This is a genomic window from Pseudomonas coleopterorum (assembly GCF_900105555.1).
Taxonomy (GTDB): domain Bacteria; phylum Pseudomonadota; class Gammaproteobacteria; order Pseudomonadales; family Pseudomonadaceae; genus Aquipseudomonas; species Aquipseudomonas coleopterorum.
Genome location: NZ_FNTZ01000001.1, coordinates 2,578,203 through 2,591,867, shown reverse-complemented (window position 1 = coordinate 2,591,867; position 13,665 = coordinate 2,578,203). Strand labels below are relative to the sequence as shown.

General features: G+C 62.9%; 13 protein-coding genes. 5 read left to right on the top strand and 8 right to left on the bottom strand.

Annotated features, from left to right (window positions below; translation table 11 throughout):
* Window positions 1-59 precede the first annotated feature (59 nt).
* Window positions 60-404, bottom strand: coding sequence for a DUF6388 family protein (locus BLV18_RS11505; protein ID WP_090358641.1), 345 nt, complete (start codon window positions 402-404; stop codon window positions 60-62).
* Between BLV18_RS11505 and BLV18_RS22220 the strand changes: the two genes are divergently transcribed.
* The 3 genes from BLV18_RS22220 (at window position 403) to BLV18_RS11490 (ending at window position 1,508) form a co-directional block, all read left to right on the top strand.
* Window positions 403-753 carry a hypothetical protein gene (locus BLV18_RS22220; protein ID WP_139211016.1) on the top strand — a complete coding sequence of 117 codons (351 nt, stop codon included), beginning with the start codon at window positions 403-405 and terminating at the stop codon, window positions 751-753. The two genes, BLV18_RS11505 and BLV18_RS22220, sit on opposite strands and share 2 nt — an antisense overlap.
* Before the next feature lie 75 nt (window positions 754-828).
* Window positions 829-1,176 carry a hypothetical protein gene (locus tag BLV18_RS11495; protein ID WP_090358639.1) on the top strand — a complete coding sequence of 116 codons (348 nt, stop codon included), beginning with the start codon at window positions 829-831 and terminating at the stop codon, window positions 1,174-1,176.
* A 113-nt stretch (window positions 1,177-1,289) separates the two neighbouring features.
* Window positions 1,290-1,508, top strand: coding sequence for a hypothetical protein (locus BLV18_RS11490; RefSeq protein ID WP_090358637.1), 219 nt, complete (start codon window positions 1,290-1,292; stop codon window positions 1,506-1,508).
* 2 nt (window positions 1,509-1,510) lie between these two features.
* Here the strand turns inward: BLV18_RS11490 and BLV18_RS11485 are convergent, their stop codons facing one another.
* Entirely contained in the window at window positions 1,511-4,384 is a 2,874-nt protein-coding gene (locus tag BLV18_RS11485) for an autotransporter family protein (RefSeq protein WP_090358635.1), read from the bottom strand.
* Between the two features lie 213 nt (window positions 4,385-4,597).
* Window positions 4,598-5,476: a non-homologous end joining protein Ku gene (gene ku, locus BLV18_RS11480; protein ID WP_090358633.1), complete on the bottom strand. Its 879-nt coding sequence runs from the start codon at window positions 5,474-5,476 to the stop codon at window positions 4,598-4,600.
* Between the two features lie 252 nt (window positions 5,477-5,728).
* Here ku and BLV18_RS11475 point away from each other — a divergent pair, with 252 nt between their 5' ends.
* Complete coding sequence (locus BLV18_RS11475; RefSeq protein WP_090358631.1) at window positions 5,729-5,986, top strand: DUF1652 domain-containing protein; 258 nt, start codon at window positions 5,729-5,731, stop codon at window positions 5,984-5,986.
* Window positions 5,987-6,153: 167 nt separating this feature from the next.
* On the opposite strand, the gene BLV18_RS11470 is transcribed toward BLV18_RS11475, so the two are convergent.
* On the bottom strand, window positions 6,154-6,429 hold the full coding sequence (locus tag BLV18_RS11470; RefSeq protein WP_043189034.1) for a peptidylprolyl isomerase: 276 nt from the start codon (window positions 6,427-6,429) through the stop codon (window positions 6,154-6,156).
* Window positions 6,430-6,472: 43 nt separating this feature from the next.
* Window positions 6,473-8,614, bottom strand: a complete 2,142-nt coding sequence (locus tag BLV18_RS11465) for a hybrid sensor histidine kinase/response regulator (RefSeq protein ID WP_090358629.1) — start codon at window positions 8,612-8,614, stop codon at window positions 6,473-6,475.
* Window positions 8,615-8,700: 86 nt separating this feature from the next.
* Here BLV18_RS11465 and BLV18_RS11460 point away from each other — a divergent pair, with 86 nt between their 5' ends.
* A complete protein-coding gene (locus BLV18_RS11460) occupies window positions 8,701-9,864 on the top strand; it encodes a PilT/PilU family type 4a pilus ATPase (RefSeq protein WP_090358627.1) in 1,164 nt (387 codons plus the stop codon).
* A gap of 548 nt (window positions 9,865-10,412) precedes the next feature.
* Here BLV18_RS11460 and BLV18_RS11455 read toward each other — a convergent pair.
* The 3 genes from BLV18_RS11455 to BLV18_RS11445 all read right to left on the bottom strand — a co-directional run bounded on the left by BLV18_RS11455 (window position 10,413) and on the right by BLV18_RS11445 (window position 13,665).
* Window positions 10,413-11,207 carry an endonuclease/exonuclease/phosphatase family protein gene (locus BLV18_RS11455; RefSeq protein ID WP_375143215.1) on the bottom strand — a complete coding sequence of 265 codons (795 nt, stop codon included), beginning with the start codon at window positions 11,205-11,207 and terminating at the stop codon, window positions 10,413-10,415.
* 70 nt (window positions 11,208-11,277) lie between these two features.
* Window positions 11,278-12,048: a 3-hydroxybutyrate dehydrogenase gene (locus tag BLV18_RS11450; RefSeq protein ID WP_090358623.1), complete on the bottom strand. Its 771-nt coding sequence runs from the start codon at window positions 12,046-12,048 to the stop codon at window positions 11,278-11,280.
* A 39-nt stretch (window positions 12,049-12,087) separates the two neighbouring features.
* The gene (locus BLV18_RS11445; RefSeq protein WP_090358621.1) at window positions 12,088-13,665 is read right to left on the bottom strand and encodes an ABC transporter ATP-binding protein; all 1,578 of its coding nucleotides are present in this window, start codon (window positions 13,663-13,665) and stop codon (window positions 12,088-12,090) included.

The following is a 13,665-nucleotide window of genomic DNA, read 5'->3' as shown; positions in this document are numbered from 1 at the left end:
GATAAGAGCCCGGCCTGCCTAGTGAACCTGCACCCTGCCTTGCGCAGGGTGCTTGCATTTTACGCCGAGCCCGAGGCGTCCTTCAGGCCATTGAGCTGCATGTACTCCTCCCACGGCATGCCAGCCATCTCGGCCACTTCCCTGTGAACCTCCAGCCGTTGCGCCTGAAAGTCTTCCGGGGTGTCGGCGGTGAGCTTGAGGGTCAGCTCCCAGGCGAACAGGTCCTGGCCATTGGCGGCTTCTTCGAAGGCCTCGTGCAGACGTTCGGCGCGGTATTCCTCGATGCTCAACCCTGCCGCACGTGCGGCCAGGGGGTTGAGGCTGTCCAGTTCCGTTTGCAGCTCGGGACTTATCTCGAGAAAACGGTCCAGTGCGGCCTGGTGACGCGAATCGGGTTCTGCCATGGGGCCTTCGATCGGTGTGGGAAAGGGCACGATTGTGCAGGCCCCCGTCGATGCAGGCAATGCCGGGTGCGTGCTGTTTTGTGACGAAGCGCACGTAAGCCAGTGGAACGCGCGGTGCCTGGCGAGCACTAAGGCCTATCTTCATTCATCACCGCAGGACCTTGCGATGGCCTACGTGTTGTTGCTGTTGGCAGGCGCCGTGCTGGCGACTTCGGCCGCTCTATGGCCGCAATGGTGTGGCCGCTCCGGGACGGTGGGGCGCTCGCGCCTCGGCACCTGGCTGCTGGGCCATTTCGAGGTGCTCGGTGCCTTCTTCCTGCTGCTCACCGCCATGCATCTTTGCCAATGATGCTCGGGCGATGATGCTGCCTGTTCGCGTCGATGCTACATTCGCGGTTTATCTGAATCCGGAATGGAAACGACGATGCGAATCATCGCTGCAGCACTTGGCCTGTGCGTACTCACGGGTTGCACCAGCCTCAACATGAAACAGGCGCGCAGTGGTGCGCCGGTGCAGACCGTGACGTCGACGAAACCTGCGCAGAAGATCGCCCAATGCGTGCAGTTCAGCTGGCAGGACGAGGCCATGTTCGGGGTGATGACCGATGCGTCCAGCGAAGCCAGCGATGGCGGTTACACCGTGTTCACTCCCGCAGCCACCTACTTCGCCGACATCCGCCCACGCGGTGCCGGTAGCCAGGTCAGCTTCTATGCCCGCGAGCAGGGCGAGGTCGCCACGCGCCGACTGGCATCGCTGGCCACCTGCCTTTAAGCACGAAACGTCCTGATTCTGCGTCAAAATAATCTGCACCCCTGCGCTGCAGTCGCGTCTGATGCCATGACTTCATCGATACAACAAAAATCACTGTGCTTTGTGAGGATGATATGGCACCCAGCAGTTCGACGCAGATTCCCGACCCTCTGGACGGTCTCAACGACCCGGCCGCGCCCGAACCCTACGCCGAGGGCAAGCTCGACGAGGACGTGCGGCCTGGCGACGAAGGCCTGTCGCCCATGGCGATGGACCGCGACCCTGAGCTGGACCCGCGCCAGGTGCGCACCCAGACCGGCGACGCCGACATGAGCCCGGACGATCCGGCCTGAGCCTACCAGCTGATTCGCAACCCCAGGCTGCCCTGCAGGCTTTCCTGGGGTTGTGAATCCAGGCTGCGGGCGTAGTCGGTGTTCAGGTACAGGCTGACGTCGTCGCTGAGCCGCGCGGCCAGGCCCATACCCAGTTTGGCCTGAGTTGACCGGTGCTGGCTGCGCAGGGTATCGATCTCATCGAAGTTCACTGCGTCTTCGCCGTCAAGCGTGTGCCAAAGGTTGGCCTGCACATAGGGTTCGACCGGCGTACCGCCCACCCGATACTCCCCTTTCAAACGCACTCCCAGGCGTGTCCGCCAATAGTGCTCGCTGTCGAATGCCACTTTCGACACGGGATCACGCGCCGTGTCCAGCGTGATTTTCTGCCCGACCACTTGCACCTGGGGCTCCAGCCACCATTGCTCGGAGAGTCTGAGCGGGTAACCGGCTTCCAGGGATACGGCCACCCCGTGTCCGTCGAGGTCGAGCGTGTAGCCGCGTTCGGAGCGGCTGCGTCCCTCGAATCGGGTGCTCATCGCGACCAGGTCGAGGTAGGCCCCTGCAGGGCTGACCACCGTCCAATAGGCGCCAAGATTGTCGGCGCGCAGGCGAATGTTGCCCGAGGGGGTGTCGTCGAATCCTAAGGCGAAGCCGCGCACGTTGCCATCCAGCCGAGCATGCCCGGCGAACAGTCCGACGTGCTGGCGGTAGCCGTTGTCGCTGAGGGCGGCGAACAGATCGTGGCCGACCTGGTAGCCACTGATATTGCTGCTCAGGTCAGGGGTCGCAGCGCCAGCCCACTGCTGTCGTCCGTGACTGCCGAAGGTCCGGGCCCAGCCGGCAGGCAGGGCGCCGCGTTCCCTGAGCAAGCTTTGCTCACCCTGACGCTCATGGAAGCTGCCCAGGCTGTCCAGCGCCAGCAAAGCGGCCGCGGGCGGTACGACGCTGTAGGCAGGCACTTCGATCCGGTACAACGCAATGCTCTGACCGGGTGCCGGCCGGGGCAGGGTTGGCGTACCGATCGCGGCGATAGGGTCTTGCGCAGCGGGTACAGGCGGCGTGGGTTCGGGGTCGGAAGGTTGCGGCTGGCCTGGCGGCTGCACCACTTGAGGCGGCAGCACTACGGGCGGATCGATCGCAGGTGGCTCGACCACAGGTGGTTCGTCAATGGGTGGCTCGACTACCGGTGGCTCGACTCCAGGGGGCTGAACCAAGGGCGGCTCGATGACCGGCGGCTCGACTACCGGGGGTTGAATCACGGGCGGCTGCACTATCGGTGGCTCGACTACGGGGGGGTGAATCACAGGTGGCTCGACTACCGGTGGCTCAACAACAGGCGGCTTGATGACCGGTGGCACCACCACGGGCGGCGCCGCGACCACGGATGAACGCAGGAACCAGCTGTTCTCGCTGCCCGCCGTCACTCCACCCTTGAACAGATAATACTGGTAGGCCCCGACCGACAGATCGTTGGCCAGGGTGAAGGCCCCGTCAGTGCTGGTCGCGCCCTGCGTGGCTTCCACCAACGTGATGCCGTTGGCTGCGGTCTGTGCGCCGCGGCCATCGAGGTTATCCACGGTAATCGCCGTGCGACCGCTCAGCGTGCCTCGGGCCACGACCAGCTGATCGGAAGGGGCGTCGTCACCGGCGAGCACCGTCTGCAGTTTCAGGCGCGCGTCGTTGCCCACGTAGTTGCCGATGACGGTCAGGCGGTCGGCCGCCTGGGCGCCACTGCGGGTGAGGTCGATCAGCCCGGCATTGTTCAGCGTGATCGTCTGACCCTCGACGATCGGGCCGACCGTGCCTTGGGTCGCGCCCAGGGTGCTACTGCGGTCGAGGGTGAGCAAGCCACTGTTCGGCGGCGTCGAATCGTCCGCCAGGCTCAGACGATCGGGCAAGTCCAGCACCGAGCCGTTGCTCAGGTTGATCGTTTCCCAGTAGCTGTAGCGTGCGCCGCCAGTTGTTCTGCTGTTGTCGAGGGTCAACGTATCGACGCCGGCATCCCCGTAGATCAGGCGCGGCGATGCCAGTTGCGTTTCCTCCAGATTGCTCAACAGCGCCGTGTCGTCGCCTGCGCCCATGCTGATGGTGCCGTGGATCAGGCCCGCGTCGCGCCAGATGAAACGGTCGTCGCCGAAGCTCAGCAAGACGTTGCCGCCGATGTCGCCACCGCTCACCGTGACTCGGTCGACGCCGCCGCTGACGCTGATGTTGCCACCGATGCTGCCACCCGACACGGCGATGGTATCGTTGCCGAAGCCAGCGACCAGGTTGCCGTTGATGCGGCCTCCAGACAGTTCGAACAGGTTGTTATCCAGCTTCATGTCGACTCGGCCAATGGTGCCGCCGCTCATTCGCGCGATATCACCGTCCTCGAAGGCGCCAACGATAGTGCCGTCGGTCATGGAAAAGGTGTCCAGCCCGTCACCTTGGCTGAGCGACTGGATCTGCCCGCCGCGCATGATGAAGCTGTCGATGCCGCTGCCCTGGCTGACCGCGCCGCTGATGGCGCCGTCCACCACTTCGAGCGTATCGGCGCCATCGCCCTGAATCAGGGAAGACAATCGCCCCCCGCTGACGAGCACCATGTCCGCGCCTGCACCGGTGTTCAGCACGCCTTCGATGCTGCCAGAGCCCAGCAACACGCTGTCCTGGCCAGGGCCGAATTCGACCGTTCCAGTAATGGTTCCGGTGCCGCCTGGGGGCAAGGTGAGGCTGTTGTTGCCCAGCAGATCGCTCAGCGAGGAAGCCGTTGCGCTGTCGCACACGTAGGCGTCATTGCCCAGGCCGGGGGCGAACGTGCAATCGGCCAACGCCATGTCGGAGGCGGCACAACTGGTCAACAACGACGCAGTCAATAAGCAGCGGTGTCTAAACAACTCGTTGGTGTTCATCGATAACTCCCACACACGCGTTCGCCGCGAAACAAGACGCGGTGGGCGATCAGGTGGTTAATGGAATCACATGGTGCAACGAGTGTAGTCGACGAAGGTTGGAAGTTGCTTTAAAAGACAGAACGGTATGAAGTTATTCAATAGCGGCATGGATGAAAAAAGTTATTCATCGATGCCGCTATTAGTTGCAAAGGTGTTCCTGGTTGTTCGTGCTCAAGAAGCCTTGCGCGGACTGCGTCTGGCCGGCGCTTTTTTTGCGGCGGTTTTCGCCTTGGCCGGCTTGGGCTTGGCAGCAGCGGATGGCTTGCCGGCAAGGCTGCGCTTGAGCAGCTCGGTCAGGTCGATGACGTCGGCGGTCTGCCGTGACGCTTGGTCGGACTCGGTTTCCACGTCTTCGATTTCACCTTTGTTGGCCTTCTTCTCGACCAGTGCCATGATCTTCTGCTCGAACTTGTCGACATATTCTTCGGGCCGCCAATCGCCACTCATGTCCTCAACCAGACGCTTGGCCATGTCCAGTTCTTTCTTGGTCAGTTCGGGCTTTTTCACTTCCTTGCCCAGTTCCAGAATATCCAGGTCACGCACTTCGGAAGGCCAGCGCAACTTCACCATCACCAGTGCACCGTCCAGCGGCATCAGCGCAGCCAGGTATTGACGGGTATGCAATACCACCAGGGCCAGTGCAACTTTCTTCGTGCTGATCAATGTTTCCCGCAACAGTGCATACACTTTTTCGCCACGGCGATCCGGGGCGAGAAAGTAGGGTGTGTCTATATTGGGTAGGGGGATCTGGGTGCGATCAACGAAAGAGAAGATATCGATGGTTTGTGTCGACACAGGGTGGGCCGCTCGGATTTCGTCTTCGCTCAGGACAACGTAGCGACCTTTCTCGTACTGGACGCCCTTGACGATGTTTTCCTTGTCCATCTCCTTGCCGGTCTTCTTGTTGATGCGCTTGTAGCCGACCGGGTCCATGCTGCGTTTGTCCAGCCAATCGAAATCCACGCCCTGTGAGGCAGTGGCCGAAACCAGGGCCACGGGGATGTGCACCAGACCGAAACTGATCGCGCCTTTCCAGATTGCTCTTGCCATGGTGAGAATTGCCCCTGAGCGGTGTGTCTGCAGGGGACCCTATGAGGGGCGGCAAAGTTGCAATGGCTTGGTGTTATGCAAATTGCAACGACGGTGCACCGTGATCTTGCACAATGCACGATCCGTGGATCCAGCCTGAGGGCTAACTCATTGATAGATATGGGAAGTGCTTTTTGGTGCAGAGGGCATGAAAGGTGCACTGTCTTCGGGCAAGCCCGACTTCAGGGATAAGACCAAGAATGGAGTGTCATCATGTTGTCCACCCTTGAACTGCGTAACATCATTGAAAGCAGTTTCCTGCCCCAGCGCTGCCAGTGCACCCAGGCCACCGATCGTTCCTTGACCGTACGTGTATTCGATCAGGCGACGCATAAGGTCGACTACACACTCAGTGGTATCCGCGCCGAGCAGCTGACCAGCAGCCGAGCGATTTCCAATCTGATTGCGGGCATGCGCACCGATCTCAAGCGCCAGCATCAGATGCCGAAGGCTGTCGGGGAGTACCTCTGAATCAGCAACGACTGGGCCGTATTCATTTCGATGAACGGCGTGTGCCGCCGACGCGGCTTGCGCCGCTGCTGCAGGGGGTGGTCGTTTTCAGGGACCACGGCGTTCGTCCATGCGGCATCGCAAGTGGGCGGTGGCTCTGATGCAGCGCGGTGTCTGCCGATGTGGTGTCAGTCGCGGTAGAACACTTGCACCAGGTGGTAACCGAATTTGCTCTTCACCGGGCCATGCACCGTGCGCAGCGGTTTCTTGAAGATGATTTGATCGATCGCTCCCACCATCTGCCCAGGTCGGACCTCGCCCAGATCGCCGCCGCGCTTGCCGGATGGGCAGGTCGAATACTTCTTCGCCAGCACATCGAACGCTTCGCCCTTGGCGATGCGCAGGCGCAGCGCTTCCGCTTCCTCGGCAGTCTTGACCAGAATGTGCCTTGCTTGTGCCTTCATTGCCGGATGCTCGCTGAAAAAAAGCCGCTGATTATGCCGCAAATCAGGACAGGTTGATCATGTCGCGGATCTTGCTGCCCAGTCGTTCGATGGAAAACGGTTTGGTGATCATGTCCATGCCCTCGGCCAGGAACCCGTAACGCTCGGCGGCCTTTTCCGCGTAGCCGGTGATGAACAGCACTTTCAGTCCAGGCCGCTGTTGGCGCGCAATCTCGGCCAATTGCCGGCCGTTGAGGCCCGGCAGACCCACGTCGGTCACCAGCAGGTCGATGTGCAGGCCTGCTTCGAGTAGCGCCAATGCGGCGCTGGCGTCGGCTGCCGAATGCGCGGCATAGCCCAGTTCGTCCAGCACATCCAGCACCAGCATGCGCACCGCCGGATCGTCTTCGACCACCAGCACGCTTTCCCCGGCCTGGGCCATCGGTGCCACGGCTGGAATGCGTTGCTCGGCGGTGTCGCCGAACGGTTCGCTGTGCCGCGGCAGATAGAGGCGCACACAGGTGCCCTCGCCAGGTCGGCTCTGCAACGTCACCTGACCGCCCGATTGCTGGGCGAAGCCATAGATCATCGATAGCCCCAAACCGGTGCCCTGGCCGATGGGCTTGGTGGTGAAGAAGGGGTCGAACGCCTTGGCCAGTATCGGTGGGCTCATGCCACTGCCGTTGTCGCTGACCCGGAACATGACATAGGCGCCCGGCTTGACCGGTTCCAGGGTCGCGCCTTCCGGCGTGGCGTCCAGTTCGCAGTTGGCGGTCTCGATGGTCAGCACGCCGCTCTCGGGCATGGCGTCGCGGGCGTTGATGACCAGATTGAGCAGGGCGTTTTCCAGTTGGCTGGCATCGGTGTTCACCGGCCACACGTCCTCGGCCAATTGCAGGCGCAGTTGCAGGTGCTCGCCCAACGTGCGGCTGAACAGCTCTTCCAGTGAATGCACCAGCTCGTTGGGCGCCAGGCGCTTGCGGTCCAGCGACTGGCGTCGCGAAAACGCCAGTAGCCGGTGGGTCAGGCCCGCCGCGCGATGCGCCGAACTGATCGCCGCCTCGCTGAAGCGCTTGATCTCGCTGCTGCGCCCGGCGTCGATGTAGCGCTGCATCAGGTCCAGGCTGCCGATGATGCCGGTGAGCATGTTGTTGAAGTCGTGGGCGATACCGCCGGTCAACTGGCCGAGCGCTTCCATCTTCTGTGCATGGCGCAACGCCTCTTCGGCGCGTTCGCGCTCCTGCATTTCGTTCTGTAGCCGCAGATTGACCTCGGCCAGGGCCTGGGTACGCTCGCTGACGCGGGTTTCCAGGTGTTCGTTGAGTTCGCGCAGGGCCTGCTCGACCTGACGGCGATTCTGCACGTCCTCGGTCATGCCGAACCACTGTCGGACCACGCCATCGGCATCGCGCTCGGGCAGTGCGCGGGCATGCATCCAGTGATAGCTGCCATCGGCCATGCGCAAGCGGTACTCGGCGTCGTAGGGACGGCCGGTGCTCACTGCCAGTTGCCAGGTGTCCAGGGTCGGCAGGTGGTCATCCGGGTGCATCAGCTGTGCCCAGTCTTCGTCCGGCTGCAGGCCGCGAATACCGGTCAGTTGTCGCCAGCGCTCGGTCTGGCTCTTGCCGTCGGTCCGGCCATTGGCCTCGGCCGTCCAGTGCACAGCGGGTGACAGCTCGATGGCCATGCGAAAATGCGCTTCCCGGTCGCGCAGTTCCTGCTCGGCGCGACGGCCCAACGCGCTGACTTCACGCCGCTCGTTGGCCTCGATGGCGGTCACCAGAATGCCGGCCACCCGCTCGTTTTCGTCGCGGATCGGGCTGTAGGTGAGGTCCAGCCAGACCTGTTCGGAATCGCCCTCGCGTGGCAGATTGAAGTCCTTTTCGCTGAAGGTACGCACCTCACCCTGCAACACGGCGGCGTAGATCGGGTCGGTGAATGCCTTGAGTTCCGGCCAGATGCTGTCCACCGGCTGGCCGAGGGCGCGCGGGTGGTTGCTGCCCACCAGCAGGGCGAAGGCATCGTTGTACAGCTGGCACAGCTGCGTGCCCCACAGCAGCAGCATCGGCATGGGCGAGTGTGTGACGATGTCCACGGCGGTGCGCAGGCTCTGCGGCCAGGCATCGGGGGCGGGCAGGGGGCTGTCGGCCCAGTCCATGCTTGCGATCAATGTCGAGACCTTGCCGCCCACAGGTGAGGCATTCATTGCGTTATCCTTTGATTTACCGCGGCTGCAGATGCAGCCAAGCTATAGCGTACTTACTATCGACGGCCTTCGCAGGACCCCAGCACATGGAAATTCAAGCATTGCTCAAGCTCCTGGCCAGTCAGGACGGCTCCGACCTCTACCTGTCCACCGGTGCGCCACCCTGTGCCAAGTTCAACGGCGTGCTCAAACCCTTGAGCGCCGAGGCGTTGAAGCCCGGCGACATCGCCGAGATCGCGGCCGGCATCATGGACGCCGAGCAGCGTATCGATTTCGAGCGCGAGCTGGAAATGAATCTGGCGCTGTCGATCCACGGCGTAGGGCGCTTTCGCGTCAACATCTTCAAGCAGCGCAACGAAGTGTCCATTGTCGCACGCAACATCAAGCTCGACATTCCCAGCTTCGAAGACCTCAAGCTGCCGCGCAAGCTGCTCGACGTGATCATGGAAAAACGCGGCCTGGTGCTCTTCGTCGGCGCCACCGGTTCGGGCAAGTCGACGTCGCTGGCAGCGTTGATCGACTACCGCAACCGTAACAGCAGCGGGCATATCATCACCATCGAGGACCCGGTGGAATTCATCCACCGGCACAAGAAGTCGATCATCAACCAGCGCGAGGTGGGGGTCGATACGCGCAGTTTCCAGGCGGCGTTGAAAAACACCCTGCGCCAGGCGCCGGACGTCATCCTGATCGGCGAGATCCGCGATCGTGAAACCATGGAGCATGCGCTGGCGTTCGCCGACACCGGCCACTTGGCCATTTCAACTCTGCACGCCAACAACGCCAATCAGGCGCTGGACCGGATCATCAACTTCTTCCCCGAAGACCGCCGCCCACAGTTGCTCAACGACCTGGGCAACAACCTGCAGGCGTTCGTCTCGCAGCGGCTGGTGCGCACCACCGACGGCAAGCGCCGCGCGGCGGTGGAAGTGATGCTGGGCACCCCGACCATCCGCGATTTCATTCACCGCAACGAGTTTTCCGAGCTCAAGGGCATCATGGAGAAATCCGTGAACCTGGGCATGCAGACCTTCGACCATGCGCTCTACGAGCTGGCAGTGGAGGGGGCCATCAGTGAAGAAGAGGCGTTGAAGAACGCCGATTCGGTGAACAACCTGCGCCTGCGCTTGAAACTGCAAGGCGAAGAAGGCGTGCAACACACCACCGCACCAGCCCTACCCACACCAGCCCCCGACCGCAAAAGCGCAGATTGGGGCCTGGTGGCGGATGACCCAGAAACCCCGCACTGACGCCTGTAACAGCTGCGCAAGCCGCGTCCGGGCACACCGCGTTCATCCAGCCACACCGCGTACGCCGCCGACGCAGCTTGCGCAGCTGCTACAGGAAATGCGCAAGGCCTCGCTGTTCCATTTGCACCGCAAACGCGGTTGATGCAACACGGCCCCCTGTAGCAGCGGTGCAAGCCGCGTCCGGGCCCACCGCGTTCATCCAGACACGCCACGTACGCCGCCGACGCAGCTTGCGCAGCTGCTACAGGAAATACGCAAGGCCTCGCTGTTCAAGCTGCACCGCAGACGCTGTTGATGCAACGCGCCCCCCCTGTAGCAGCGGTGCAAGCCGCGTCCGGGTCCACCGCGTTCATCCAGACACACCACGTACGCCGCCGACGCAGCTTGCGCAGCTGCTACAGGAAATGCGCAAGGCCTCGCTGTTTCAGATGCACCGCAAACGCGGTTGATGCGACGCGGTCCCCTGTAGCAGCGGTGCAAGCCGCGTCCGGGTCCACCGCGTTCATCCAGACACACCACGTACGCCGCCGACGCGGCTCGCGCCGCTGCTACAGGTGGATTTCCACTGCCAGGGGCAAATGGTCCGATAGGTGCGTCCACGGCTTGTTGCCCAGGATGATCGGCCCATGACTGGTCGCGTTTCTGACGTAAATCCGGTCCAGGCGCAGCAGCGGGAAGCGTGCCGGGTAGGTCTTGGCCAACTGCCCGTTGTGCCGCTCGAACGCCTCATGCAGGTCCTGGCGCTTGGCCAGCGTGGCGTTGCCGCGCAGCTGCCAGTCGTTGAAATCCCCGGCGATGATTACTGGCGCATCTTCAGGCAATGAATCGAGCAATTGACCCAACAGCTTCAATTGCAGTTGCCGATGACTCTCCAGCAACGACAGGTGCACGCAGATCGCATGCACCTCATCATGGCCCGGCACCTGCAGAACGCAGTGCAGCAAGCCGCGGCGCTCGGGCCCGGTGATCGAGATGTCGAGGTTGGTGTAACGCAGGATCGGGTACTTGGACAGCACCGCATTGCCATGATGGCCGTCCGGATACACCGCATTGCGCCCGTAGGCGAAATCGCTCCACATGCTGTCGGCGAGGAACTCGTACTGCGACATCTGTGGCCAGTTGGAGAACTTCGACGCATGGCCATCGTGGCCGCCCAGCACTTCCTGCAGGAACACCAGATCGGCGCTGGTGCTGCGCACCGCCTCGCGCAACTCGGGCAGGATGAAACGGCGGTTGAAGGCGGTGAAACCCTTGTGGGTGTTCACCGTCAGCACCCGCAGGCGATGCACTTCACGAGGCTGGTCCGACGGTTGCGGGCCGAGAGGGTCGCTGGGGGGAGCGATGGTCACAGAAGCTCCTTGCACATGAGAATGTCCTTACTCCGACTTTGCCGGCACGGGGCGGTTCCCCGCCTCATTGCGCGAGCCAGCCACCGTCGATGTTCCAAGCCGCGCCCCGCACCTGGCTACCGGCCTCGCTGCACAGGAACAGGACCAATTCGCCCAGATGCTCGGGGGTGACGAATTCCAGCGACGGCTGCTTTTCAGCCAGCAGTTCGCGCTGGGCGGCAGCCGGGTCACCGCCCTTGGTCGCGCGGTCGTCGATCTGCTTCTGCACCAGTGGGGTCAGGACAAAGCCGGGACAGATGGCATTGCAAGTGATCTGCGTGGTGGCCGTTTCCAGGCCCACCACCTTGGTCAGACCGATCACCCCATGCTTGGCCGCCACATACGCCGACTTGCCGACCGAACCCACCTGGCCATGCACCGAGGCGATATTGACGATCCGCCCCCAGCCCTTTTCGCGCATGCCGGGCAGCGCCAGGCGAATGCCGTGAAACACCGAAGACAGGTTGATCGCGATGATCGCGTCCCAACGCTCCACGGGGAAGGCCTCGACCGCTTCCACGTGCTGGATGCCGGCGTTGTTGACCAGAATGTCGACACCGCCAAGGCTCGTTCGGACGTACTCGAACAACTCGGCCAACTGCGCCGGATCGCTGACATCAGCGCCATGGTGCGCAACCTGGGTGCCGTGCCGACGGACTTCGGCCAAGGCCGCCGTCGGATCGCCGAAGCCGTTGAGAACGACGTTCGCGCCGTGGGCGGCCAGCACCGAGGCAATGCCCAGGCCGATGCCGCTGGTGGAACCGGTAACCAAAGCCGTCTTGCCGTGGAGTGCCATGTGCGATGTCCTTATGGTTGTTATGCACGCTATACCAGGCTACACCATCGCTGCCTGCAGCAGTTCCTGGGTGTAGGGGTGCCGTGGGTCGTTGAACAGATGATCGGTGGGGCCATGCTCCACCACCTTGCCATCCTTGACCACGATCACATCATGGGCCAGCGCCCGCACCACCGCCAGGTCGTGGCTGATGAACAGATAGGTCAGGCCATGGCGCGCCTGCAACTGCTGCAACAGTTGCACGACCTGCTTCTGCACCGTGCGGTCGAGGGCCGAGGTCGGTTCGTCCAGCAGCATCAGGGCCGGGCGCAGTACCAGCGCGCGGGCGATGGCGATGCGCTGACGCTGGCCCCCGGAGAACTCATGGGGGTAGCGGTGCCGCGCCTCGGGGTCCAGACCCACCTCGCGCAGCACCTGGATCACCTGTTCATCGCACGCGCGGGCGTTAGCGCCGCTGTGCACTTCCAGACCTTCACTGATGATCTGCGCCACCGACATGCGCGGGCTGAGGCTGCCGAACGGATCCTGGAACACCATCTGCATTTGCTTGCGCCACGGTCGCATTTGCTTCTGGTCCAGACCATCGAGCGCCTGGCCCTGGAAACGAATACCCCCTTGCGAATCGACCAGCCGCAGGATCGCCTGACCCAGAGTCGACTTGCCCGAGCCGGATTCGCCGACGATGCCCAGGGTCTTGCCTTGCTGCACGCTCAGGCTGATGCCATCCACCGCCTTGACGAACTCGCGCGGCTTGCGGAACAGCCCGCCGTTCAGCGGGTACCAGACCTTCAACTGCTGAACCTGCAACAGCTCGGGCCGCGCCTCGTGGGACAGCGCCACGCCAGCGGGTTCGGCATCCAGCAGCAGTTGGCTGTAGGGGTGCTGCGGTGCGTTGAACAGCTGTTCGCACGGGGCCTGCTCGACGATTTCCCCGGCGCGCATCACGCACACGTGCTGGGCGATGCTGCGCACCAGATTGAGGTCGTGGCTGATCAACAGCAGCGACATGCCCAGGCGCTCCTGCAACGACTTGAGCAGCAGCAGGATGCGCCGCTGCACCGTGACGTCGAGCGCGGTGGTGGGCTCATCGGCGATCAGCAGCTGCGGCTCGCAAGCCAGTGCCATGGCGATCATCACGCGCTGGCGCTGGCCACCGGACAATTGGTGCGGGTAGGCCTTCAGGCGCTTGTGCGGCTCCTGGATGCCCACCATCTGCAGCAATTCCAGAATGCGCGCCTCGGCCTGCTTGCCGCCCATGCCCTTGTGCACCAGCAGGGTTTCACCGATCTGCTTCTGCACCGTGTGCAAAGGGTTCAGCGAGGTCATGGGCTCCTGAAAGATCATGGCGATGCGATCGCCGCGCATGCGGCGTAAGGTCGCCGCATCCGCGCCCAGCAGTTCCTGACCCTGATAGCGGACACTGCCGCTGCTCTGGCAGCCGCTCGCTGGCAGCAGTTGCAGGATGGAGTGGGCGGTCACCGACTTGCCTGAACCCGACTCGCCGACCAGCGCCACGCACTGGCCGGCAGGAATGTCGAAACCGACATCCTTAACCACTGTTTGGCCACTGAAGGCCACGGTGAGGTGGCGGATTTCGATGAGGTTTTCAGAGGTCAT